This is a genomic window from Arabiibacter massiliensis (assembly GCF_902386925.1).
Classification (GTDB): Bacteria; Actinomycetota; Coriobacteriia; order Coriobacteriales; family Eggerthellaceae; genus Arabiibacter; species Arabiibacter massiliensis.
In genome coordinates, this window is the sequence record NZ_LR698996.1 from 1,171,333 (window position 1) to 1,193,364 (window position 22,032).

Consider the following 22,032-nt stretch of genomic DNA (forward strand, 5'->3'; position numbering starts at 1 on the left):
TTCCCTTCTCCGAAATGGTTGTTTTCAGGTGCCGATTCTACCACAGGGCGCGCGCCGCGTTCGCAGCGCCCGCGAAAAGCGGACAGAATGCGGTTGCGGCGCGCTACGCCGTGGGCTTCCAGTCCTTGCCGAGCACGACGAGTACGTCGGTCTCGAACGTGTAGAAGCCGCTGCCCGGCACCGTGCGCCCGAACCCGAGCGCATTCACCACCGTCTGCGCGGCGCCCTCGAACTTGTCGTCGTTGTACACGATGAGCGTCTCGTCGTAGGCGGCGTACACGTCGGTGTTGCCCGTCTCGGTCACGTCGAAGCCGCGATCGCCCAGCGTGGCCGCGAGCTGGGCCGCGCCGCCCGCGATGTCCGAGCCGTTGCGCACGGTGATGGTGAAGCTGGCCGGATCGACGAGGGGCGCCTGCTCCTCGACCACGGGGTCCTCCCCCGCCTCCACGAGTTCCATCATGGCCGTCCACGCGTCCGACGAGGCCATATAGAACGCGGTGCCGTCACGCTCCGTCTCGTACCCCGGCACGAGCGCGCCGCGCACCGCGGCCTCGTCCATGCCGCGCAGCGCGTCGGCGAGCGAGAGCGCGTCGGCGGCGCCCACGTCGGTCTTGAACGCGCCGTCGAGGCCGTCGAACAGCGCGAGGAAGCCGAGCGTGCCGTCGCCGAACAGCTTCACGGAGAGCGCCGAGAGCACGGAGCGCTGGTTGGCCGCCTGCCGCTCCAGGCCGCCCTCGAAGTTCGACGCGCGCAGGAGCGTGAGCGCGCTGCGGCCGTCGAGCTGCTGGCGGCCGGCGGGAAGGTACACGTCGCCCGCCGTCGGGTCGTCCACCTCCTCGGCGACGTCCACCTCCACGCCCCCCACCGCGTCGACGAGGCGCATCACACCCGCCGCATCGACTTTGACCAGGTGGGATACGCTCACGCCGGCGAACGAGGCCGCCGCGGACACGAGCGAGGCGTCCCCTTCGGCCGCCGCGTCGCGCAGCTGGTGGGGCTCGCCGTCCTTGAGCGCCACCTGCAGCGTCGCGGGGATCGACACGACGGTGGCCGTGCGGGCCGTGCGGTCCACCCGCACGAGCGCGAGCGCGTCGGGGCCGGGCACGCCGCCGGCGACGCCCGCCTCGTCCAGGTCGGCGGCCACGAGCGCGTAGAACGGCTCGCCCGACTTCGCCGCGACGAGCGCGGAGGACGCGTCGGAGTCCCCGAGCGACATCTTGGCGTCGAGCGACCCGAAGAACGTGGCCGCGCCCACGATCGCGGCGGCGCAGAGCGCGACGGCCAGGCACGCGGCGGCCACGACGATACGGCGCACCCGCGCGCGGCGGCGCACCTCGTCGGTGAACTCGCGCCTGCTCACGCGCCGGGAGTACTGCGAGGAGCTCTCGCGGGTGGACGTGGAGGGCAGGATGGTGTCCACGTAGCCGCGGGCGGCGCGCTTCTGCTTGCGCGGGCTCGAGAACCCCATGGACGCGCCGTTCATGCCCTGGTGGGAGCGGCGCGGCACGTGCGTGCCGACCGTCGCCGAGCGTAGGCGGCGGGAGGTGAGCTTCGACTGCGTCGCCGTGAAGCCCTTCTTGCGGTGGTTCGGCATGCGAACGTCCCTCAGCGGCCCGACGGCTCGCCGACCGTCGTGCGCACGACGTCGGCGCCGAGCGAGGCCAGCTTGCCCACGTAGTCCTCGTAGCCGCGGTCGATGTGCCCGATGTTGTGCACGCGCGTCTCCCCCTCGGCCCCGATGCCCGCGAGCACGAGGGCCGCGCCGGCGCGCAGGTCGGTGGAGGACACGTCGGCGCCCTGCAGCACGTCCACGCCGCGCACGAGGGCGTGGTGGTCCTCGATGGCGATGTCGGCGCCCATGCGCATGAGCTCGCTGGCGAACATGAAGCGGTTCTCGAACACGTTCTCCGTGATGACCGACATGCCGTCGGCACGCGCCGCGAGCAGCATGAACTGGGCCTGCAGATCCGTGGGGAAGCCAGGGTGCGGCAGCGTCTGGATGTCGATGGGCTCGAGCGGGCGCGTGCGCGAGACGGTGACCCAGTCCTCGCCCGTCTGAACGTCGCAGCCCATGGACGAGAGCTTCATGAGGGCCACGCGCAGATACGACGGGTCGATGCCGCGCACGGTGACCGGCCCGCCCGTGAGCGCGCCGCCGGCCAAAAACGTGCCCGCCTCGATGCGGTCGCCCACCGTGGTGTGCTCGCAGGGATGCATCTCGTCTAAGGCGACGCCCTCCACCTCGATGATGGCCGAGCCGGCGCCCTCCACGCGCGCGCCCATGGCGACGAGCATGTTGGCGAGGTCGACGATCTCGGGCTCGCGCGCGGCGTTCTCGATGACCGTCGTCCCCTCGGCCACGACGGCGGCCATGAGCAGGTTCTCCGTGGCGCCGACGCTCGGGAAGTCGAGTACGACGTGCGCGCCGCGCAGACCCTCAGGCGTCTCCGCCTCCAGGAAGCCGTGGTCCATGGCGAACGTGACGCCGATGGCCTCGAGCCCCACGAGGTGCATGTCGATCTTGCGGGCGCCGATCTGGCAGCCGCCCGGCATGGCGACGCGGGCGCGCCCGAAGCGCCCGATGAGCGGGCCGAGCACCGAGATGCTCGCGCGCATCTTGGACACGAGCTCGTAGGGCGTCTCGTGCTCCTCCACCGCGCCGGTGTCCACGACGAGGGTGTGCCCGTCGCGCTCCACCGTGGCGCCGAGGCAGCGCAGCACTTCCGACATGATCTCGATGTCCGAGATGAGCGGGACGTTGCGGATGAGCGTGCGCCCCCGGCCGAGCAGCGCGGCCGCGATGAGCTTGAGGGCGGAGTTCTTCGCGCCCGACACGGACACCTCTCCGGCCAGCGTGTTGGTGCCCTGCACGATGATGATCTCTTCAGCCATGAAAACCCCTCCGGGCCCGGACGCGGGCCTGTCCTCGCCTATGAAACACGCGTAGCGGCGCGTGCGGTTCGTCGTCGGTCCATTATAGAAAGCGAAGGCCCGCGCAAGGCGGGCCTTCACAACGAAAGCAGAACGGCTGGCGGGACGGACTACTCGCCCAGCACGAAGCGCTTGAAGTCGACGATCTTGATCTCGCCGCCGAGGCTCTTCGCCGTCTCGGCGGTGTAGTCGGCCACGGTCTGGTCGGGGTTCTTCACGTAAGCCTGCTCGGTGAGCACGTTCTCCTTGAAGAACTTCTCCAGGCGGCCGACGGCCATCTTCTCCTGGATGGCCTCGGGCTTGCCGGACTCGGCGGCCTGCGCCATGTAGATGGACTTCTCGTGCTCCACCACGGCCGGGTCGACGGACTCGCGGGTCGCGGACACCGGCGAGGCGGCGGCCACCTGCATGGCCACGTCGCGGCCGAAGGCCTTGAACTCGGCGGACGCGGGGTCGATGCCCTGCACGTCGAACTGCACGAGCACGCCGATCTTGCCGCCGCCGTGGATGTAGGACGACACGGCACCGCCCTCCGCCACCGCGAAGCGGGACAGCTGGATGTTCTCGCCGAGCGTGTGGATGGCGTCGGTCACGACGGCCTCCACGGTCTCGCCCTCGGCGTCGGCGGCCTTGAGGGCCTCGAGGTCGGCGGGCTTGGCGGCGAGCGCGGCCTTGGCGATCTTCTCGGCGTAGGCCTTGAACTTGTCGTTCATGCCCACGAAGTCGGTCTCGCAGTTCAGCTCCACGACGGCGCCGCTGGCGGCGTCGTCGGAGACGATGGCCATGACGGTGCCCTCGTTGGTGGCGCGGCCGGCCTTCTTGGCGACGGCGGCCAGGCCGCGGGTGCGCAGGACGTCGACGGCCTTCTCGAGATCGGCCTCGGCCTCGACGAGCGCCTTCTTGCACTCCATCATGCCGGCGCCGGTCATCTCGCGGAGCTCTTTGACCAGGGAAGCGGTGATCTCAGCCACGGTGTTCCTTTCTCTCGGCGGGACGCGCGGTCCCGCAGCAAAAACGGTGGTGTTCGTAGGGCTATTCGGCGGCCGGAGCGGCAGCCTCGGCAGCGGGAGCCTCGGCGGCAGGGGCGGCCTCGGGGGCCGGAGCCTCGGCAGCGGCCGGAGCGGCGGCCTCGGCAGGAGCGGCAGCGGCCTCGGCCTCGGCGCCCATCTCGGCGGCCGTCACCGGCACGCCCACGCCCGCCACGACGGCGTCGGCCACGAAGTCGGCAAGCAGGCGCACGGAGCGGATGGCGTCGTCGTTGGCCGGGATGCCGAAATCGACGTCATCCGGGTCGCAGTTGGTGTCGAGCGTGCCCACCACGGGGATGGAGAGGCGGCGGGCCTCATGGATGGCGATGGCCTCGCGGTTCGTGTCGATGACGAAGATGGCGTCGGGCGTGCGCTTCATGTTGCGGATGCCGTTGAGGTTGGTCTGCAGCTTGCCGAGCTCCTTGCGCAGCAGGATCTGCTCCTTCTTCGGCAGCACCGCCATGCGGCCGTCGGCCTCCATGGCCTCGAGCTCCTCCATGCGGGTCACGCGCGAGCGGATGGTGACGAAGTTCGTGAGCATGCCGCCGAGCCAGCGGGCGTTCACGTAGGGCATGCCGCACTTGTTGGCGGCGTCGGCCACGGCCTCCTGGGCCTGCTTCTTCGTGCCCACGAACAGCACGGTGCCGCCCTTCTTGGCCAGCTCGGACACGAACGTGTACGCCTGGTCGAGGCCCACGAGCGTCTGCTTGAGGTCGATGATGTAGATGTCCCCGCGGCTGCCGAAGATGTACGGCTTCATCTTGGGGTTCCAACGGCGCGTCTGATGGCCGAAGTGGCTGCCCGCGTCGAGCAGCGTCTTGATGCTGACTTTCGTCATGACTCTCTCCATTCGTTAGTCCTCTGCCCGCGGTCATCCCCGGACTCCGCAGCCTTTTTCGGTTGGCCACTGGCGGAGCGGGTCGCGCGAGCATGCGTAATTAGAAACCGTTGAATCTTACCACAGCGCGAAGGGATTGCAAGCGCTTCTCGAATATCCACACGTGCGTGCGGGCTCGAGGAGGGTCGGGTTCGGCCCTGCCCTGCAATGTAGGCGAGTTATGCACCCCTGCGCGCGGGAAAACGCGCCCTTTGGGAAGCGAAGCGGAATCGGTCCGCAGAAAAACCCCAGGTCGGCCATTCCCTGCCACGCGCCATTTCTCGAAAACGGCTTCCGAAGGGGTGCATAACTCGACGACATTGCATTTTCCGGGCCTTTTCCGCTCCGCAAGGGTGCATAACTCGCGCACATTGCACCGCGCCTCCCGCGCAAGGCCGGCCGTGCGTAGCTCGGGTGGGGTTCGGGAGGTTCACGCTCCCCGCGCGGGGCTTTTCGGGTACCATGGACGCTGCATCGTCCCCCGCCCCGCTAAGGAGCATCGCGCATGAACATCAACAACGTGGCCTTCGAGCGCTCGTTCGGCGTCTCGTCGCAGCTGCCGGCCTCCACCCTGCCCGAGATCGCCTTCGCCGGGCGCTCGAACGTGGGCAAGTCGTCGCTTCTGAACAAGCTCTTCAACCGCAAGGGCCTGGCGAAGGTGTCGCAGACGCCCGGCAAGACGGCCACGATCAACTTCTTCGCGTGCGACGGCGTGCGCTTCGTCGACCTGCCGGGATACGGCTACGCCCAGGTGTCGAAATCGGAGAAGGAGCGCTGGTCGGAGCTCATCGAGGGCTACTTCAGCCAGGACCGCGCGCTCGCGCTCGTGGTGTCGCTCGTGGACATCCGCCACGCGGCGTCGGCCCTCGACGAGAACATGGTGGCGTTCCTCCAGGAGGCCGAGCTGCCCTTCGCCGTGGCGCTCACGAAGGCCGACAAGCTCTCGCGCCAGCAGCAGATGAAGCAGAAGGCCGCCATCAGAAAGCAGCTGCGCCTCGCAACCGACGTGCCCGTGGTGGTCACCTCGTCGGAGAAGGGCACGGGCATCGACGAGCTGCGCTCGCTCATCAAGGCCGCCGTGCGCTAGGCCCCGCGCGACCCGCTACGGGCGCACGAACACCATGCCGGCCTGCACGGGCCCCTCGATGACGCCCACGCCGTAGGTGGACGCGTGCACCATCATGCCGCCGCCCACGTAGATGCCGCAGTGGCCCTCGTTCACGGCCACGTCGCCGGGTTGCGGGTTGTCCACGCGGGGCCAGGCAAGGAACGTGAGCGTGCTTCCCATGCGGGAGTAGCTGCCGCTCAGGCAGAACGACACGAACCCGGAGCAGTCGTACGCGGAGGGCCCGGCGCCGTAGCTCGGGTCGTCGTAGCCGTAGGCCTTGCCGATCTGGCTGTAGGCGCGCTCCACCACCGAGCCGGCGATGGGCTCGTTGTAGGAGGGCTCGGGAGCCGGCGACGGGCTCGGGGCGGGGCTGGGATCCGACGTGTCGCCGTTGCCGTTGCCGTTGTCGCGTTCGGCCTGCTCGATGGCGGCCTCGACGACGGACTGCGCCTGCGCCTCCTCGGCGGCGCGCTGGGCCTCGCGCTCCTGCTCGAGCAGCGCGGCGGCCTCGGCGTCCAAGCCGTCGTAGGTGGCCTGCATGGCGGCTATGGTGGAGGCCGTCTCGTCCTTCTTGCGCTTGGCCTCGTCGGCCTTATCGGCGGCCACGCGCGCCTGCTCGGCATACGTCGCTTGCTGGTCCTCGATCTCGGCGCGCAGATCCTTCGCCTGCTGCACGAGCTGGGCGTCGTTGCGGTTCACGGCGTTGAGCAGGTCCCAGTTGGTGGCGAATTCCTGAAAGGTGGCCGAGCCCAGCAGAAGGTCGAGAAACGAGCTGCCGCCCGTGCGGTACATGCTGCTCGCGCGCGCCGCGAGGCGCTCCTGCACGTCGGCGATCTGCGCGCTGGCCTCGTCGATGCGCCCTTGGGCCTCGTCGCGGTTCGCCTCCGCCTCGGCCTGCGCGGCGAGGGCCTCGTCGTAGGCGTCCGCCGCCTGCTCGAGCGTCGACTGCATGGAGTCGAGGGTCGCGAGCGCGGCCTGCGCCTCGGCCCGCTTCTCGGCGGACGACGGGTCGGCGTGCGCCGGCGTCGGGGCGACGAGAACGGCCGCCATGAGGATGGCGGCGAGTATCGCCAGGATGCCGAAGGGGCGGGCGAGGGAAACGGGCTTCTGCATGCGAGGTACCTCCACGTGCGTTCGATGCGTGTGCGTGCTGGCGTCCAGTGTAGCAGAACAGGCCGGGCGTTTCCGAAGCGTGAGCCGATCACTACACGATCGACACGCCTCCCATCAGCCACGATGCCGGCACAGCGGCGCAGGCCTCAACCGGAGGTTACAGCATGCCGCCTGCGCGCTCGAAGCCCTCGTCGCGCACGCGGCCCTCGCCGTCGGCCGCGGCCGTGGCCAGCTCGTCGCAGCGCTCGTTCTCCGCGTGGCCCGCGTGGCCCTTCACCCACACGAACTCCACCTGGTGCGGCCGCTTCGCCGCGAGCAGGCGCTTCCACAGATCGACGTTCTTCACGGGCTCCTTCTTGGCGTTCTTCCAGCCGCGCTTGAGCCAGCCGTCCACCCAGTGCTGGTTGAAGGCGTTCACCACGTACTGCGAGTCGGAGTAGAGCGTGATGTCGCAGGGGCTTTTGAGCGCCTCGAAGGCCGCGATCACGCCGAGGAGCTCCATGCGGTTGTTGGTGGTGCGCTCGAAGCCCTGCGAGAGCTCCTTCTCATGCACGCGGCCGTTGCGGTCGACGAAGCGCATGACCGCGCCGTAGCCGCCGGGGCCGGGGTTCCCGCGAGCCGCGCCGTCGGTGAAGATGTCTACGTGAAGCATGCGCGCCTTTCGCGTCACTTGTACTGGCTCGGGTGCTTCTCGAAGAAGTCGAAGCGGGGCGGCAGCTCGCGGATGCGGTGGCGGCGTTCGGCCAGCTCGCCGGCGCTGCACAGCTCGTCGACGTCCTCGAAGTCGTAGTTCCAGCTGAAGAACTCGTCGAACTCGAAGCTCAGGTAGTCGCAGATCTTCTCCGCGCCGGAGGGCACCACGGGGTGCATGAGCAGCGTCGCCACGCGCAGGAGGTAGAACGAGTCCACGAGCACCTGGCGGCGCGCCTCGTCGTCGCCGGCGAGCTCCGCCTCGCGGATGCCGTCGGTCCAGCGCTTGTTCGCCCAGCGGATGAACTCGTCCATGATGGACATGATGGTATGCAGCTCCGCACGGCGCATCGTGGCGTCGTAGGCGGCCAGCGTCGCGTGGGCCTTCTCCACCACATCCCCGCTCACCTCGCCGAGCGGCAGGTAGCCCTCGAAGTTCTTCTGCGCCTCGTAGAAGCAGCTGCGGGCCAGGCGGTTGAACACGTTGGTGAGCAGCGCGCCCTCCTTGAGCACCGGGTCGGCCACGCGCGTGTCGGCCAGCTCCTCGGGGGTGGCCAGGTAGGGCTTGGGCTTGAAGCCCACCGACTTCTGGTCCAGCCCGAGCGCCAGGAAGTGCGCGCGCAGTTGCTCGACGGTGTAGTGGTCCAGAAGCTCGTCGGCCGTGGGCGGCTTCACGGCGCCCGACGACGAGGCCTTCTTGTCGCCGAACAGGATGTGGTGGTTGGCCACGAGCGTGGTCTGGCGGATGGGGTTCTCCGTCACGCCGGGCGCGAGGATGTCGCCGGGGCGCAGCGCCTCGATGAGGGCCGGCTGCGCCACGCCGTAGAAGTACAGGTTGTCCTGGCCGATGAACTGGAACACCTCGGCGTCCTTCGAGCACCACCAGTCGCGCCAGCTGCCCCGCGGCATGCCCCGCTGGTCGTTCACGGCCATGGTGAACGACATGGGCGCCCACAGGCTCTCGGGCCAGCACCACACGGTGAGCCCCTCGAGCCCGTCGATGACCGGGGCTTTCACGCCCCACTCGATGTTGCCCGTGATGCGGAACGGCACGAGCGCCTTGCCGGTGCGGAAGCGGATGCCCGCGCGCCCGAGCACCTCGCGGGCCGCGTCGCGCGCGTCGATGTCGGCGAACTCGATCTCGAAGCTCTGCTTGCCCTTCTCAGGTTCGCGCAGCTCGTGGGCCGGCAGGTCGGCGGCCACGGCCTCGTACGCCTCGCGCGCGTCGTTCTTGATGTAGACGACCGGCGGGGCCAGGAATTCCTTGATGGCCTGCGGCACGATGGCGCGCACGTCCGGGTTGGCCTCGAGCGCCTCCACGTGCGCGCGCAAAAACTCCGCGAACGCGGGCAGGTCGAAGTACCAGTTCTCCACCGGGCGCATCTCGGGCTCGACGCCCGTGAGGGACGACTTCGGCGCGATGAGGTCCTCCGGCGCGTAGCTGTGCCCCAGGTCGCACTCGTCGGCGTAGCCGTGCTCGGACTTGCAGCCCTGCACGGGGCAGCGCCCGACCACCTGGCGGCCGTTCAAGAACGTCTTCGCCTCGGGGTCGTAGAACTGAAGCGTGCTGCGGCGCTGCAAGTGGCCGTTCTCGTGCAGCTTCTCGATGAACTTCTCGCTGATGAGCTGGTGCACGTCGCCGGAGTGGCCGATGTTGGAGCCCTCGTAGATGTCCAGGCTGATGCCGTAGGAGTCGAGCGTCGCCTTCTGGGCGGCGTGGTTGTTGAGCACGTACTCCTCGATGGTGCCGTCGAACTCGCCGGCCTCCACGAGCTTGCGGTAGCCCTCGTTGATGGGCGAGCCGAAGCAGTCGGTGCCGCTGATGAAGCGCACGTTGGCCGCGCCGATGCGGTCGCGCAGGAAGCGCGCGAAGGCGTCGGCCGGCACGAACACGCCGGCGATGTGGCCGAAGTGCAGCGGCTTGTTGCCGTAGGGCATGCCCGCCGTGACGACGGCCCGCTTGGGCCAGGAGGTCCGCTCATGGTTACCGCGCGATGCTGCCATCGTTTTCCAGCTCCTTCAGCGCTCGGGCTATCTCGTCTGTGGTGATCTCGTTCTCGGACATGAGGCCGAGCAGGCTCGACAGGCCGTCGATCTCCTCTCGCAGGCTCACGGTCGCGTAGTGCGACAGGCCCGCGAGCTCGGCCGCCTTGGCCACCGCGTCCTCCTTCGTGCCGATCTCGTCGGCCAGGCCGTTGTCGACCGCCTCCATGCCGGTGAACGTCATGCCGGTGGCCAGCGCGCGCACCTCGTCCTCGCCCATGCCGCGGCCCTCGGCCACGGTCTGGATGAACGTGGCGTTGATCTGGTCGACCTGGGCCTGGTAGTAGGCGCGCTCCTCCTCGGTGAGCGGGCGCGTGCCGGAGCTGGAGTCCTTGCTGTCGGCGCTGGCGATGTTATCCACCGAGATGCCGAGCTTCTCCAGGAGTCCCGTCAGGTCGGTCACCTGCATGACAGTGCCGATGGAGCCGATGGCCGTGGTCTTGGCCGTGTAGATGTAGTCGGCCTGCGAGGATATCTCGTAGGCGGCGCTCGCGTTGATCGACGCGCTCGACACCACGACGGGCTTGCCGGTGGATTCGGAGAACTCGCGCACGTAGGCCGACATCTCCTCCCCCGCCGTGGCGGTGCCGCCGCCGGAGTTGACGCGCAGCACGACCGCCTTGATGCGGTTGTTCTCCTCGGCGCGGTCGAGCTGCTTCTTCAGGCCCTCGGGGCTCGCGGTGGTGCCGTCGTACTGGATGGTGCCGTCGATGTCGATGACGGCCACCGCGTCCTGCGTGAGGTAGTCGACGTCGTCGGCGGCGGCGAGGGAGCCGAACGATCCGAACGAAGACGCCATCATGGACGTGCACGAAAGCATGCCGATGGCCAGGAGCGCGAACACGCAGAGCACGCACACGAGCGCGACGATCCAGCCGCGGCTCTTCTTAGGCTGCTGGGGCGGGTACGGCTGCTGCGGGGCGCCGTACGCGGGTTGCGGAGCGGGCTGCTGCGGGGCGGGCTGCTGCCACACCTGCTGCTGCCAGTTGCTGTTGTCTTGGGACATGCATCCTCCTCGTTCGAGCGTGCGACCATACTACCGCACGCTGCGAGGAACCGCGCCACGGGGGCGCGGTTCCTCGGCGGTTCTCCATGAGCGGGCTGCGCGCGGGCCGCCTTGCCGGGCGGGCGGCGGCGGGGCGGCTAGAACTCGATGCTGCCGTCCGCCTTGCTGTGCTGGGCCTTCTTCGCGGTGCGCACCAGGAACTCCTGGTTGGTGTCGGTCTGCTTGAGCGACTTGATGAGCATGTCCATGGCGCGCTCGGTGTTGTTGGTGTTGGCGAGGATCCGGCGCACGGCCCAGATGAGCGGCGCCTCCTGCGGCTCGAGCAGCAGGTCCTCCTTGCGGGTGCCGGAGGCCACCGGGTCGATGGCCGGGAAGATGCGGCGGTCGGCCAGGTTGCGGTCGAGCTTGAGCTCCATGTTGCCGGTGCCCTTGAACTCCTCGAAGATGACCTCGTCCATCTTCGACCCCGTGTCGACGAGCGCCGAGGCCAGGATGGTGAGGCTGCCGCCATGCTCGATGTTGCGCGCGGCGCCGAGGAAGCGCTTGGGCGGGTAGAGCGCCGTGGAGTCGACGCCGCCCGACAGGATGCGGCCCGACGCGGGCTGCGCCAGGTTGTAGGCGCGCGCGAGGCGGGTGAGCGAGTCGAGCAGCACCACGACGTCCTTGCCGCACTCCACGAGCCGCTTGGCGCGCTCGATGACCAGCTCGGACACGGCGATGTGGTTCTCGGTGGGCATGTCGAACGTGGAGGAGATGACCTCGCCCTTGATGGAGCGCTCCATGTCCGTGACCTCTTCGGGGCGCTCGTCCACGAGCAGGCACATGAGGTGCACCTCGGGGTTGTTCGCGCTGATGGCGGCCGCGATATCCTTCAGGATGGTGGTCTTGCCGGCCTTGGGCGGGCTCACGATGAGTCCGCGCTGACCCTTGCCGATGGGGCTCACGAGGTCGATGACGCGGGCCGTGATGGTGTTCTTGCCGTGCTCCATGATGAGGCACTCGTCCGGGTAGACCGGCGTGAGGTCGCCGAAGCGCACGCGGGCGCCGAGCTCCTCGACGGGCGTGCCGTTGACGGCCGTGACCTTCTGGATGGCGGCGTACTTCTCGTTCTCGCGCGCCGGGCGCGTCTGGCCGGCCACGAGGTCGCCCTTGCGCAGGCCGTTGCGGCGGATGGTGGAAAGCCCCACGTAGCAGTCCGACTCGCTCGGCAGGTAGCCCTGCGTGCGGAGGAACCCGTACCCGTCGGCGAGGATGTCCAGGATGCCCGACACCTCGATGAATCCCTCGGCCTTGACGCTGGCCTTGAAGACGGCCTCCACGAGCTCGGCCTTCTTGAGGCCCGTCACGTCGACGTTGAGCTCGGCGGCCTTCTCGCGCAGCTCGGCCACCTTGAGCTTGGCCAGCTCCTCGCGCGAGACGCTCGGCTGCATCTCGCGGGGGCCGCGGTTGTTCTCGTGCGGACGGCGCTGGCGGCGGTTGTTCTGGTTGCTGCCGCCCTGCTTGTTGCCCGCGTTGTTCTGGCGCTGGCCGCCGTTCTGCTTCTGGCGGTTCTGGTTGCCCTGCCCCTGGTTGCGGCCGCTCGAGTTCTGGCCGGGGCGCTTGGCGGTGTTGCCGCCCTGCTGCTGCGGGGCGCTCTGGCCGCCCGCCTTCACGGACTTGCGCGGCTGGCGCGCGGGGCGCTGCGCGGGGGCGGGCGCGTCGGCTTTGGGCTCGGATGCCGGCTTGGCCTCCGCGGCCTTGGCGGGCTGGGCCTTCTCGGCCGGGGCCTTCGCCTTCACGCTCGTGGAGCGGCGGCGCGTCGGCTTGGCGGCCGGCGCGGGGGCCTCGGGCGCCATGGTGGCTGATTCGTTCTCGCTCATGCGTTCTGCACTTTCTCCCAGTCCTTGAGGAACGCCTCGAGGCCGCGGTCGGTCAGGGGATGCTGCACGCACTTCTTGAGCGCGCCGAAGGGCACGGTGGCGATGTCGGCGCCCATGAGGGCCGCCTGCGCCACGTGGTTCGCGCTGCGCACCGAGGCGGCGATGATCTCCACGTCGTGGCCGAAGTCGTAGTTGCCCACGGCCGTGACCACGTCGGCCAGCTGGCTGATGCCGTCCTCGGAGATGTCGTCGAAGCGGCCCACGAACGGGCTGATGTAGCGGGCGCCGGCGCGCGCGGCCATGATGGCCTGCGGCACGGTGAAGCACAGCGTCATGTTCACCGGGATGCCCTCGGCGGCCAGCTGCTTGGTGGCGGCCAGGCCCTCGATCATGGTGGGCAGCTTCACCACCACGTTCGGGGCCAGCGCGGCCAGCTCGCGGCCGTCGCGGACCATCTCGTCGCGCGTCATGGCGACGCTCTCGGCCGACACGGGGCCGTCGACGATCTCGCAGATGCGCTTGATGTGGTTGTGGAAATCGGCGAGCTTGCCGCCCGTGCGGGCGTACAGCGTCGGGTTCGTGGTCACGCCCGCGAGCACGCCCCAGCTGGCCGCCTCTTCGATCTCAGCGAGATCGGCGGTGTCGAGAAAAAACTTCACCCAGTCCTCCTTATGCATTGGCTTTCGGCTTGAAACGCGCGGGAATGCGCGCATGGGTTCCGTGAGAAGAGGTGCAATGTGATGGGTTTTCTTCCTTGAAAGGATATGAACTGGGGTTCATGGTATCGCATGTTCCCCCGTCGTTCAAGCGAAAAGCCGGGTCGTTCGTGTAATTGCGATGGAGGCGCGCTGACGGATCGGTGCAGATGCGCGCCCATGGGACGCCGAAGCGTCAGCTCGCGATGCGCCTGAGGCGCTCGAGGGAGAGCTCCATCGTGCGCTCGCGGGTGACGTTCTCCACGAGGCCGACCGCCTTGTCGGGAGCGCCCGACCCGCTTCGGACCGCCATGAGCGTGACGCGGTTGTACGCGATAGAGCCGTCGCCCATGTGCGCGCGGATGACGGCGGAGGCGCGCTCGGCGCCGTCGTAGATGGCCTCGTAGACGCCGCGGAACTCGTCGACGGACTCCTCGGCCACCGTGCCCTGCTCGATGAAGCCCTCCGGCGCGGCGACGGCCGTGGCCGTAAGGCCGAAGGCGCGCCGGACGAACTCGGAGTAACGGGCGGTGCGCGTGGGGATGTCGAGCTCGAACACCACGAGGCTCGTGGCCTCCATGGCCAGCTCGAAGCGCCGCTCGCTCACGCGCAGGGCCTCGAGGTCCTCCATGTGGGCCGTCACGTCGGCGACGGTGCCGTAGAGGGTGGCCGCTTCCCCGCCGCCGTTGAGCAAAAACAGCCGCACCTTGCACCAGCGCAGCATGCCCTCGCCCTCGCGGCGCACGACCACCTCAACCCCGTCGTCGGGGCACGACTCGACGACGGCGCGGGCCGCATCGAGGAAGGGCGCGCGGTCGTCCTCGTGCAGGAAGGGCAGCACGCTGCCGCCTTCCGAGGCCGCGCCCTGCTCCCGCTCGAACGGCGAGAACAGGCGGCGGTAGGCGAGGTTGCCGCGCAGGAACCGCACGTCGCCGTCGGCGTAGGTGTAGAGCGCCACCGCGCCGATGATGTTCTCGAGCACGCGGTCGCTGATCATGTTCTCGTGCAGCAGGTCCTTGAAGTCGAGGATGGGGCGGCGGGCCTCCTCAAGCGGACGGCTCTCGTAGTCGACGCCCGCGCCGTGCTCGAGGCGTTTCGCGAAGTCCTCGGCGCTCATCGGGCGCGCGAAGTGGTAGCCCTGCCCGTAGGCGCAGCCCGCGTCCAAAAGGAAGTCTACCTGCGAGCGCGTCTCCACCCCCTCGGCGATGACCGGCAGGTCGAGCCAGCGCGCCATGTGGATGACCGACTCCATGATATCCTTGCTGCGGCGGTCGTCGCGGTCGAGGAAGCGCAGGTCGATCTTGAGCACATCGACGTTGATGTCCTTGAGCATGTTGAGCGACGAGTAGCCGCTGCCGAAGTCGTCCATGAGCACCGTGAAGCCGCGCTCGGCGAGCGCGTCGATGGCCTCGACGATGCGGTCGGGGCGCTCGGAGTAGGCGCTCTCGGTGATCTCCACCTCCAGAAGCGACGGATCGATGCCGTAGCGCGCGGCGATGCCCTCGAGCTCGGCGGGCACGTCCATCAGGTAGATGTCGGCGCGCGACACGTTCACCGAAACGGGCACGGGGCGCACGCCGCGATCGACCAGGCCGCGTATCCACTCGGCCGCCTTCTCCCACACGCGCACGTCGAGCGAGCGGATGAGGCCGTTGCGCTCGAGCAGCGGGATGAACTCGAGGGGCGGGACGATGCCGCGCTGTGGGTCGAGCCAGCGCACGAGCGCCTCCGCGCCCACCACCGCGCCGGTGCGCATGTTGCACTTGGGCTGGAAGAACGGCACGATGCGGTCCTCGCGCAGCGCGGCTTCGATGCCGCAGACGACGGCGCGCTCGCGCAGCAGCTCCTCGCGCATGCCCGGATCGTAGCGGGCGACGCGGTCGAAGTAGCTGCCCTTCACCGTGCGCAGGGCGATGACGGCCCGGTCGCACATGACGCTGACGGCCTGGCGCGAGTCCTCGACGAGGTAGATGCCCGCGCGGAAGATGGCGTCCACGCCGAGCGGGCAGGCCGACGCGATGTCGATGAGCGCGCTCTCGACCGACCGGGGATCGAGGGCCTCGGTGCACAGGGCGAACGTGTCGGCGGCGAGGCGCGCGAGCGGAAGGCAGCCGTCGGGAGAGAAGCGCTCCTTGAGGGCGCCGGCGAAAAAGCGCAGCAGCTCGTCGCCGCGCTCGAGCCCGTAGAGGTCGTTGAGCAGCTTGAAGTGGTCGATGTCGAAGCAGACGACGCAGGGGTCGCAGGCGCAAGGCAGCCAGGAGGAGGCTTCCTCGAAGAACGCTTCCTTTGACAGGAGACCCGTGAGCGAGTCGAGGCGCGCCGGGCCCTGAAGCCCGCCGTTGGCGGCGTTTGCGTGTTTCCCGGTCACGGCCATGCCGACCTTCCTATCCTACACCATACTGAGATCACGGTATTATCGGCCCGGTCAGCGATCGCCGCAACCCCTACGTGGAAGGTTGGCTTTTTTGGCGGGGAAACCCCTCACGCCGCACGCGGCCCGCCTGCGGGTTAATCGGAAAGGCGCCCGCCTGCGGCCCGGATCGCACGGTAGAAGCAGCTGCGCTCGCCGGTGTGGCAGGCCGGGCCGGCCGGGTTCACGAGGGCGAGCAGCGTGTCGGCATCGCAGTCGTAGCGCAGCTCGACGAGGCGCTGGACGTTGCCGGAGGTGGCGCCCTTGCGCCAGAGTTCTTGGCGGCTGCGGCTCCAGAACACCGTCTCGCCGCGCTCGAGCGTGAGCGCGAGCGACTCCGCGCTCATCCACGCCATCATGAGCACCTCGAGCGTGCCCGCATCCTGCACGATGCACGGGATGAGGCCGTCAGGGTTGTAGGTGAGGTCAGGCAGATCCATATCGCTTCCTCCTTGCTCGCACAAATTCTGCAGCAGCTGCTGCACAATTACGGTTTCACCATTGACACGCAGCATGTCATCCTGAGCGGAGCGCGTCAGCGCATGCAGCATGTCATCCTGAGCGGAGCGCGCAGCGCGGAGTCGCGACGCGAAGCTAGTCCCTTTAGGGGAAGGATCCCGTGCGGTGTCAACCGTAAGCGTCCCTGCTGGCGCCGCACGGGATCCTTCGACTCGCTTACGCTCGCTCAGGATGACAAAGCGTCAAAGCCTCACCGGAATGCCCTGGGCGCGCATGTGCTCTTTCACTTGGCGGACGGTGAGCTCGCCGAAGTGGAAGACGCTTGCGGCCAGCACGGCGTCGGCCTCGCCCTCGATGATGCCCTGGGCGAAGTGCTCGAGCTTGCCCACCCCGCCGCTCGCGATGACCGGGATGTCCACGGCGCGCGCCACCGCGCGGGTGAGCGCGCAGTCGAAGCCGTCGCGGCTGCCGTCGCGGTCCATGCTGGTGAGCAGGATCTCCCCCGCCCCGCGCCGGGCCGCCTCGCGCGCCCATTCCACGGCGTCGATGCCGGTGGCTTTACGCCCGCCATGCACGTACACCTCCCACTTATCCCCCGCGCCTGCGACGTGCTTCGCATCGATGGCGCACACGATGGCCTGGCCTCCGAACGCGGCGGCCGCCTCGGTGATGAGCGCGGGGTCCGCCACCGCGGCCGAGTTCACCGACACCTTGTCGGCTCCGGCGGCTATCATGGTGCGGATGTCGGCCACGCTGCGGAACCCCCCGCCCACGCAGTACGGCAGGTGCAGCCGCTCGCTCGCGCGGCTGGCCAGCTCCACCGTGGTGGCGCGGTCGTCGCTCGTGGCCGTGATGTCGAGGAAGATGACCTCGTCGGCGCGCTCCTCGTCGTAGCGCTGCGCGAGCTCGATGGGGTCGCCCGCGTCGCGCAGGTTCACGAAGTTCACGCCCTTCACCACGCGGCCGTCCTTCACGTCCATGCAGGGGATCACGCGTTTGGCCAGCATCGTCTCAGCCCTTCCTTCCGAACAGCTTGCCGAAGCCCTTCTTCACCGCGTCGTACGCCGCACCTGCGGCGTCGACCATCGGTCAACAGGGTATGACGGGCGCGGGATGGGGGTCGTCGGGCCCGACGGACGGCTGCGGGGCGACCGCCGCGCCGCACGGGTTCGACTGGACGGCGGCGGCCTCCATGCGGCGCGTAGCGTCCTCGCAGGCGCGCACGCCCTCGGCCACCGAGAGCGCGCCCTCGTACACGGCACGCCCCGCGATGACGCCTTCGACGCTGGCCGCTACCTGGCCGAGCGCCTCGATGTCGGCGAGGCCCGCCACGCCGCCCGACGCGATCACGGGACGGCCGAACGCCTCGGCCATGCGCACGTACGCGGCCGGATCGATGCCCGTCTGCATGCCGTCGCGCGCGATGTCGGTGTACACGAGATGGCGAAATCCCAGGTCGGCAACGTGGCGCGCCAGCTCCTCGGCAGCCACGCCGGAGCCCTCGCGCCAGCCCGCCACGGCCACCTCGCCGCCTCGCGCGTCGATGCCGGCCGCGAGCAGCTTGCCGTAGCGCGCGATGGCGGCCTCCGCGAAATCAGGGTCGGCCACGAGCGAGGTGCCCAGCACCACGCGCGACACGCCGGCGTCGGCCAGGCGCGCGATGGTGGGAAGCGAGCGGACGCCGCCGCCCACCTCCACCTTGAGCAGGGTCTTCGCCAGGATGCGCTCGATGAGGGCGATGTTCTCCGGCTCGCCCGAACGAGCGCCGTCGAGGTCGACCACATGCAGCCACGAGGCACCCTGCTCCTCGAAGGCCTGCGCCTGCGCGGCGGGGTCGTCGTTGTAGACCGTCACCTGGTCGTAGTCGCCTTTGGCGAGGCGGACGGCCTTGCCGCCCAGGATATCGATGGCCGGGAGCAGGTACATGGCTCACGCCCCTTTCACGAAGTCGACGAAATTGCGCAGCAGCGCCGCGCCCGCGTCCGAGCTCTTCTCGGGATGGAACTGCACGCCGAAGGCGGCCTCGCCGTACTGCACGGCAGAGGGGAACGCCACGCTGTGCGCGGTCTCGCCGATGGCGAACGGACCCGACGGCGCGATATAGCTATGCGTGAAGTAGAAATAGGTGCCCGACGGTATGCCGTCGAACAGGGGGCAGATGCCGTCGCCGTCCGCAAGGGCTTCGGCAGCCTCCAGTCGCTCAGACAGTCCTCGCTGCGCTGTGGAACTCGCTTGGTGGAGGCCGCCGAAGCCCTCGCTGCCGTCACGCAGTTGCACCGTGTTCCAGCCTACGTGGGGCACCTTGTAGGAGAGGCCTTGGTCGTCCTGCTTGGGCATCCTTGTTACGACGCCCGGCAGGACGGCCAGGCCGGGGGCGTTGCGGGTGGATTCCTCGTCGTCCTCAAGCGGCGCGCCTTCGACGCCTTCCTCGAACATGAGGTGCATGCCCAGGCAGATGCCGAGGAACGGCACGCCGGCGGCGATGCGGCGGCGAATGACGTCCATCTGCCCGAGTTCGGTCATGGTGGCGGAGGCGTCGGCGAACGCGCCCACGCCCGGCAGCACGATGGCGTCGGCCGCCGCGATGGCGGCCGCATCGTCGGTGACGAACGCGTCGCCTCCCGCAGCGGCCAGGCCGCGCTCGACACTCTTCAGATTGCCCTTGCGGTAGTCGACGACGGCGATGCGACGGGCCATCACAGACTGCCCTTCGTGCTGGGAAGCGCATCGCCCAGGCGCGCGTCGGGCTCCACGGCCTCGCGCAGGGCGCGCGCCACGGCCTTGAACGCCGCCTCGACGATGTGGTGCGCGTTCTCGCCGGCGAGGCCCCGCACGTGCAGCGTGACGCCCGCGTTGGCGGCGAACGCGATGAAGAACTCCTTGGCGAGCGTCGCATCGAACGCGCCGATCATCACGGGCGGCACGTCCACGTCCCAGTGCAGCTGGCCGCGGCCCGACAGGTCGCAGGCGGCCAGCACCAGCGCCTCGTCCATCGGCAGCGCGAGCGAGCCGAACCGGCGGATGCCGCGCTTGTCGCCGAGCGCCTGGGCGAACGCCTGCCCCAGCACGATGCCCGTGTCCTCCACCGTGTGGTGGCCGTCCACCTCGAGGTCGCCCTTCGCGCGCACGCGCAGGTCGAACATGCCGTGGCGGCCGAACGCGGCCAGCATGTGGTCGAAGAACCCGATGCCCGTCTCCACGTCGGCCGCACCCGTGCCGTCAAGGTTCACGGAGAGCTCGATGTCCGTTTCGTTCGTCGTGCGCCGCAGGGCGGCGGTTCGGTTTTCCATGGTGCCTCGTCCTTTCGTTGTCGGCTGGTGCCGCAGGGGATCCTTCGACTCGCTTCGCTCGCTCAGGATGACAGAGGGGGTTGCGTTCGCTCGCTCAGGATGACAAATCGCACTTCCCCATCACCGCATCCCGCAACGCGCGCAGGAACGCGTCGTTCTCCTCCGGCGAGCCGACGCTCACGCGCAGGCAGTCCTCCAGAAGCGGCGCACGCGAGAAGTCGCGCACGAGCACGCCGCGGCCGTAGAGCATCTCCCAGATCTGGCCCGCGTTCTCGATGCGGAACAGCACGTAGTTCGCGTCCGACGGGAACGGCTTCACGCCGGGGATGCGCTTGAGGCCGTCGATGACGCGGGCGCGCTCGGAGATGATGTCCCGGATGCCCGGCTCGAACTTCGCGCGGTTGGCGTACACCACGCGCGCGACGGCCTGCGACACCGCGTCCACCGAGTACGGCTGGCGCACCTTCACGAACTCGCGCACCACCTCCGCGTCGCCCAGAAGGTAGCCCATCCGCACACCCGCGAGGCTGAACGCCTTCGAGAACGTGCGCAGGATGACGAGGTTCTTGTGCTTGTCCAGGTAGGGCCGCATCGTCTGGCGCGAGAACTCGAAGTACGCCTCGTCCACCATGACGAGCGCGTCGGTGGCGTCGAGCACGCGCAGCATGAACTCCTCGCCGGCGAGCTGCCCCGTGGGGTTGTTCGGGCTCGTGATGATCAGGTAGTCGATGCCGCCCTCGGCCAGGCGCGCGAGCACGGCCTCCTCGTCGATGGAGAAGTCCGCGCGGCGCGGCACGTCCACCACCGCCGTGTTCGTAAGGCGCGCGTTGGCATCGTAGACCGAGAACGTGGGCGGCAGGTTGAGGAACGTGCGCCCCGGCCCGCCCCACGCGAGCGCCAGGTTGAATAAGAGCTCGTCGCCGCCGTTGCCCACGAGCACCTGGTCGCGGTCGAGGCCGTTCGCCTCGGCGATCATGTCGCGCAGGTCGTTGGCGAGAGGATCCGGGTAGCGGTTCAGCGGCAGGCGCTTGATCTCGCGCATGATGTCGCGGCGGACCTCCTGCTCAACGTCGTGCGGGTTCTCGTTGGCCGAGAGGAACGCGTCGGCGGGCAGGTACTTCGGGTCGTAGGGCTCAAGGCCCGCGAGCTGCGGAGCCGGGGCGCAGACGCTACGCATCGGCTCCCCCGTCTCCGCGGCGCGCGCCGTCGCCGCCCTCGATCCCATAGACGTTGCCCCAGTCGAGCAGGTTCTTGCGCATCTCGACGCTCATCGCGTGCGCCCAGAGGCCCTCGTGGCGCGCGATGGCCATGACGGCGTCGGCGTCGTTGGCGAGCGCGGTCGAGGAATACTGGATGACGCTCGACTTCTTCACGAACTCGTCGACGGAGAGCGGCGAGGAGAAGCGCGCCGTGCCGCCCGTGGGCAGCGTGTGGTTCGGGCCGGCCACGTAGTCGCCCACGGCCTCCGGCGTCCACGCGCCCAGGAAGATGGCGCCGGCGTTGCGAATGGCGCCCAGAAGGTCGAAGGCGTGGTTGACGTGCAGCTCGAGATGCTCGGGCGCGATGACGTTCACGGCCTCGACGGCCTGCTCCATGCTCTCGCACACCACGACGAGCCCCTGGTCGGCGAGCGACGCGGCCGTGATCTCGGCGCGCGTGGAGGACTGCAAGTGCCGCTCCACCATGCGCTCCACCTCGTCGGCGTATTCCGCATCGAAGGCGACCAGGTAGCAGGCGGCCAGCGGGTCGTGCTCGGCCTGCGCCATGAGGTCGATGGCCACGAGCGCCGGGTCGGCCGTGGAATCGGCCACGACGCACACCTCGGAGGGGCCGGCGATCATGTCTATCCCGACATCGCCCGACACGATCTTCTTCGCGGCCGCCACGTAGGCGTTGCCGGGGCCGGTGATCTTGGCCACCGGCGCGATGGACTCGGTGCCGTAGGCGAGCGCGGCCACGGCCTGCGCGCCGCCCACCGCGTAGATCTCGGTGACGCCGGAGATGCGGCAGGCCTCGATGATGGCGGGGTCGAGCGAGCCGTCCTTCGTAGGCGGCGTCACGCACACGATGCGCTTCACGCCCGCCACAGCTGCCGGCAGCGCGTTCATCAGCACCGACGACGGGTAGAGCGCACGGCCCCCCGGCACGTAGATGCCCACGGAATCGAGCGGCTCCACCTTGCTTCCCACAAGCGCGCCGTCCTCGCGCACGGTGAACCAGCTCTGCTGGCGCTGGCGCTCGTGGAAGTCGCGGATCTGGCCCGCAGCGGTGCGCAGGGCGCGGGCCAGCTTGTCGTCGACCGCGGCAACGGCCTCGGCGATGGCCGCCTGGCTCACGCGGAAGTCCTCCACGCGCACGCCGTCGAACCTCTCCGTGAGCTCGCGCAGGGCCTCGTCGCCCCGCTCGCGCACGTCCTCGACGATGGCCGTGGCCGCCGTGAGCGCGGCGGCGTTGAACGCGCCGGTGCGCTTGAGGTGGGCGTTGGAGAAAACCTCGCCGGCTTTGAGGATGATGCGGCGCATG

General features: G+C 69.3%; 19 protein-coding genes. 1 reads left to right on the forward strand and 18 read right to left on the reverse strand.

Features of this window, described 5'->3' with window-relative positions:
- Window positions 1-103: 103 nt before the first annotated feature.
- The 4 genes from FX134_RS05140 to rpsB form a co-directional block, all read right to left on the reverse strand.
- Window positions 104-1,594 carry an LCP family protein gene (locus tag FX134_RS05140; protein ID WP_080798587.1) on the reverse strand — a complete coding sequence of 497 codons (1,491 nt, stop codon included), beginning with the start codon at window positions 1,592-1,594 and terminating at the stop codon, window positions 104-106.
- Between the two features lie 11 nt (window positions 1,595-1,605).
- Window positions 1,606-2,892 carry a UDP-N-acetylglucosamine 1-carboxyvinyltransferase gene (gene murA, locus FX134_RS05145; protein ID WP_080798591.1) on the reverse strand — a complete coding sequence of 429 codons (1,287 nt, stop codon included), beginning with the start codon at window positions 2,890-2,892 and terminating at the stop codon, window positions 1,606-1,608.
- Between the two features lie 149 nt (window positions 2,893-3,041).
- Complete coding sequence (gene tsf / locus FX134_RS05150; RefSeq protein WP_080798594.1) at window positions 3,042-3,902, reverse strand: translation elongation factor Ts; 861 nt, start codon at window positions 3,900-3,902, stop codon at window positions 3,042-3,044.
- Between the two features lie 61 nt (window positions 3,903-3,963).
- Window positions 3,964-4,797 carry a 30S ribosomal protein S2 gene (rpsB, locus tag FX134_RS05155; protein WP_080798597.1) on the reverse strand — a complete coding sequence of 278 codons (834 nt, stop codon included), beginning with the start codon at window positions 4,795-4,797 and terminating at the stop codon, window positions 3,964-3,966.
- 544 nt (window positions 4,798-5,341) lie between these two features.
- On the opposite strand from rpsB, the gene yihA reads away from it, so the two are divergent.
- A complete protein-coding gene (yihA, locus tag FX134_RS05160) occupies window positions 5,342-5,923 on the forward strand; it encodes a ribosome biogenesis GTP-binding protein YihA/YsxC (protein WP_080798599.1) in 582 nt (193 codons plus the stop codon).
- Window positions 5,924-5,938: 15 nt separating this feature from the next.
- Here yihA and FX134_RS05165 read toward each other — a convergent pair whose 3' ends face one another.
- From FX134_RS05165 to hisD, 14 genes are all read right to left on the reverse strand, one after another.
- A complete protein-coding gene (locus tag FX134_RS05165) occupies window positions 5,939-7,057 on the reverse strand; it encodes a coiled-coil domain-containing protein (RefSeq protein ID WP_080798601.1) in 1,119 nt (372 codons plus the stop codon).
- A 157-nt stretch (window positions 7,058-7,214) separates the two neighbouring features.
- On the reverse strand, window positions 7,215-7,709 hold the full coding sequence (gene rnhA / locus FX134_RS05170) for a ribonuclease HI (RefSeq protein ID WP_080798603.1): 495 nt from the start codon (window positions 7,707-7,709) through the stop codon (window positions 7,215-7,217).
- A 14-nt stretch (window positions 7,710-7,723) separates the two neighbouring features.
- Window positions 7,724-9,751: a methionine--tRNA ligase gene (locus FX134_RS05175; protein WP_080798606.1), complete on the reverse strand. Its 2,028-nt coding sequence runs from the start codon at window positions 9,749-9,751 to the stop codon at window positions 7,724-7,726.
- Complete coding sequence (gene sppA, locus FX134_RS05180) at window positions 9,732-10,796, reverse strand: signal peptide peptidase SppA (RefSeq protein ID WP_080798609.1); 1,065 nt, start codon at window positions 10,794-10,796, stop codon at window positions 9,732-9,734. The genes FX134_RS05175 and sppA overlap by 20 nt, the downstream gene beginning before the upstream one ends.
- 137 nt (window positions 10,797-10,933) lie before the next feature.
- Complete coding sequence (gene rho, locus FX134_RS05185) at window positions 10,934-12,655, reverse strand: transcription termination factor Rho (RefSeq protein ID WP_080798612.1); 1,722 nt, start codon at window positions 12,653-12,655, stop codon at window positions 10,934-10,936.
- Complete coding sequence (gene fsa, locus FX134_RS05190) at window positions 12,652-13,314, reverse strand: fructose-6-phosphate aldolase (RefSeq protein ID WP_080798615.1); 663 nt, start codon at window positions 13,312-13,314, stop codon at window positions 12,652-12,654. The genes rho and fsa overlap by 4 nt, the downstream gene beginning before the upstream one ends.
- Before the next feature lie 232 nt (window positions 13,315-13,546).
- Window positions 13,547-15,724: an EAL domain-containing protein gene (locus tag FX134_RS05195; RefSeq protein ID WP_080798618.1), complete on the reverse strand. Its 2,178-nt coding sequence runs from the start codon at window positions 15,722-15,724 to the stop codon at window positions 13,547-13,549.
- Between the two features lie 134 nt (window positions 15,725-15,858).
- Window positions 15,859-16,200: a phosphoribosyl-AMP cyclohydrolase gene (gene hisI / locus FX134_RS05200; RefSeq protein WP_080798620.1), complete on the reverse strand. Its 342-nt coding sequence runs from the start codon at window positions 16,198-16,200 to the stop codon at window positions 15,859-15,861.
- A gap of 261 nt (window positions 16,201-16,461) precedes the next feature.
- A complete protein-coding gene (hisF, locus tag FX134_RS05205; RefSeq protein ID WP_080798623.1) occupies window positions 16,462-17,226 on the reverse strand; it encodes an imidazole glycerol phosphate synthase subunit HisF in 765 nt (254 codons plus the stop codon).
- Between the two features lie 82 nt (window positions 17,227-17,308).
- Entirely contained in the window at window positions 17,309-18,145 is an 837-nt protein-coding gene (hisA, locus tag FX134_RS05210; protein WP_080798625.1) for a 1-(5-phosphoribosyl)-5-[(5-phosphoribosylamino)methylideneamino]imidazole-4-carboxamide isomerase, read from the reverse strand.
- A gap of 3 nt (window positions 18,146-18,148) precedes the next feature.
- Window positions 18,149-18,916: an imidazole glycerol phosphate synthase subunit HisH gene (gene hisH / locus FX134_RS05215; protein ID WP_080798628.1), complete on the reverse strand. Its 768-nt coding sequence runs from the start codon at window positions 18,914-18,916 to the stop codon at window positions 18,149-18,151.
- Window positions 18,916-19,509, reverse strand: coding sequence for an imidazoleglycerol-phosphate dehydratase HisB (gene hisB, locus FX134_RS05220; protein ID WP_080798631.1), 594 nt, complete (start codon window positions 19,507-19,509; stop codon window positions 18,916-18,918). The genes hisH and hisB overlap by 1 nt, the downstream gene beginning before the upstream one ends.
- 94 nt (window positions 19,510-19,603) lie before the next feature.
- On the reverse strand, window positions 19,604-20,686 hold the full coding sequence (hisC, locus tag FX134_RS05225; protein WP_080803785.1) for a histidinol-phosphate transaminase: 1,083 nt from the start codon (window positions 20,684-20,686) through the stop codon (window positions 19,604-19,606).
- A complete protein-coding gene (gene hisD / locus FX134_RS05230) occupies window positions 20,679-22,031 on the reverse strand; it encodes a histidinol dehydrogenase (protein WP_080798634.1) in 1,353 nt (450 codons plus the stop codon). The genes hisC and hisD overlap by 8 nt, the downstream gene beginning before the upstream one ends.
- Window position 22,032: the final 1 nt, after the last annotated feature.

Bases quoted from the DNA above. Each gene is read 5' to 3' on its own strand.
- FX134_RS05140 (WP_080798587.1), bottom strand. From the start codon at position 1,594: ATGCCGAACCACCGCAAGAAGGGCTTCACGGCGACGCAGTCGAAGCTC.
- murA (WP_080798591.1), bottom strand. From the start codon at position 2,892: ATGGCTGAAGAGATCATCATCGTGCAGGGCACCAACACGCTGGCCGGA.
- rpsB (WP_080798597.1), bottom strand. From the start codon at position 4,797: ATGACGAAAGTCAGCATCAAGACGCTGCTCGACGCGGGCAGCCACTTC.
- yihA (WP_080798599.1), top strand. From the start codon at position 5,342: ATGAACATCAACAACGTGGCCTTCGAGCGCTCGTTCGGCGTCTCGTCG.
- FX134_RS05165 (WP_080798601.1), bottom strand. From the start codon at position 7,057: ATGCAGAAGCCCGTTTCCCTCGCCCGCCCCTTCGGCATCCTGGCGATA.
- rnhA (WP_080798603.1), bottom strand. From the start codon at position 7,709: ATGCTTCACGTAGACATCTTCACCGACGGCGCGGCTCGCGGGAACCCC.
- FX134_RS05175 (WP_080798606.1), bottom strand. From the start codon at position 9,751: ATGGCAGCATCGCGCGGTAACCATGAGCGGACCTCCTGGCCCAAGCGG.
- sppA (WP_080798609.1), bottom strand. From the start codon at position 10,796: ATGTCCCAAGACAACAGCAACTGGCAGCAGCAGGTGTGGCAGCAGCCC.
- rho (WP_080798612.1), bottom strand. From the start codon at position 12,655: ATGAGCGAGAACGAATCAGCCACCATGGCGCCCGAGGCCCCCGCGCCG.
- FX134_RS05195 (WP_080798618.1), bottom strand. From the start codon at position 15,724: ATGGCCGTGACCGGGAAACACGCAAACGCCGCCAACGGCGGGCTTCAG.
- hisI (WP_080798620.1), bottom strand. From the start codon at position 16,200: ATGGATCTGCCTGACCTCACCTACAACCCTGACGGCCTCATCCCGTGC.
- hisF (WP_080798623.1), bottom strand. From the start codon at position 17,226: ATGCTGGCCAAACGCGTGATCCCCTGCATGGACGTGAAGGACGGCCGC.
- hisA (WP_080798625.1), bottom strand. From the start codon at position 18,145: ATGTACCTGCTCCCGGCCATCGATATCCTGGGCGGCAAGGCCGTCCGC.
- hisH (WP_080798628.1), bottom strand. From the start codon at position 18,916: ATGGCCCGTCGCATCGCCGTCGTCGACTACCGCAAGGGCAATCTGAAG.
- hisB (WP_080798631.1), bottom strand. From the start codon at position 19,509: ATGGAAAACCGAACCGCCGCCCTGCGGCGCACGACGAACGAAACGGAC.
- hisC (WP_080803785.1), bottom strand. From the start codon at position 20,686: ATGCGTAGCGTCTGCGCCCCGGCTCCGCAGCTCGCGGGCCTTGAGCCC.
- hisD (WP_080798634.1), bottom strand. From the start codon at position 22,031: ATGCGCCGCATCATCCTCAAAGCCGGCGAGGTTTTCTCCAACGCCCAC.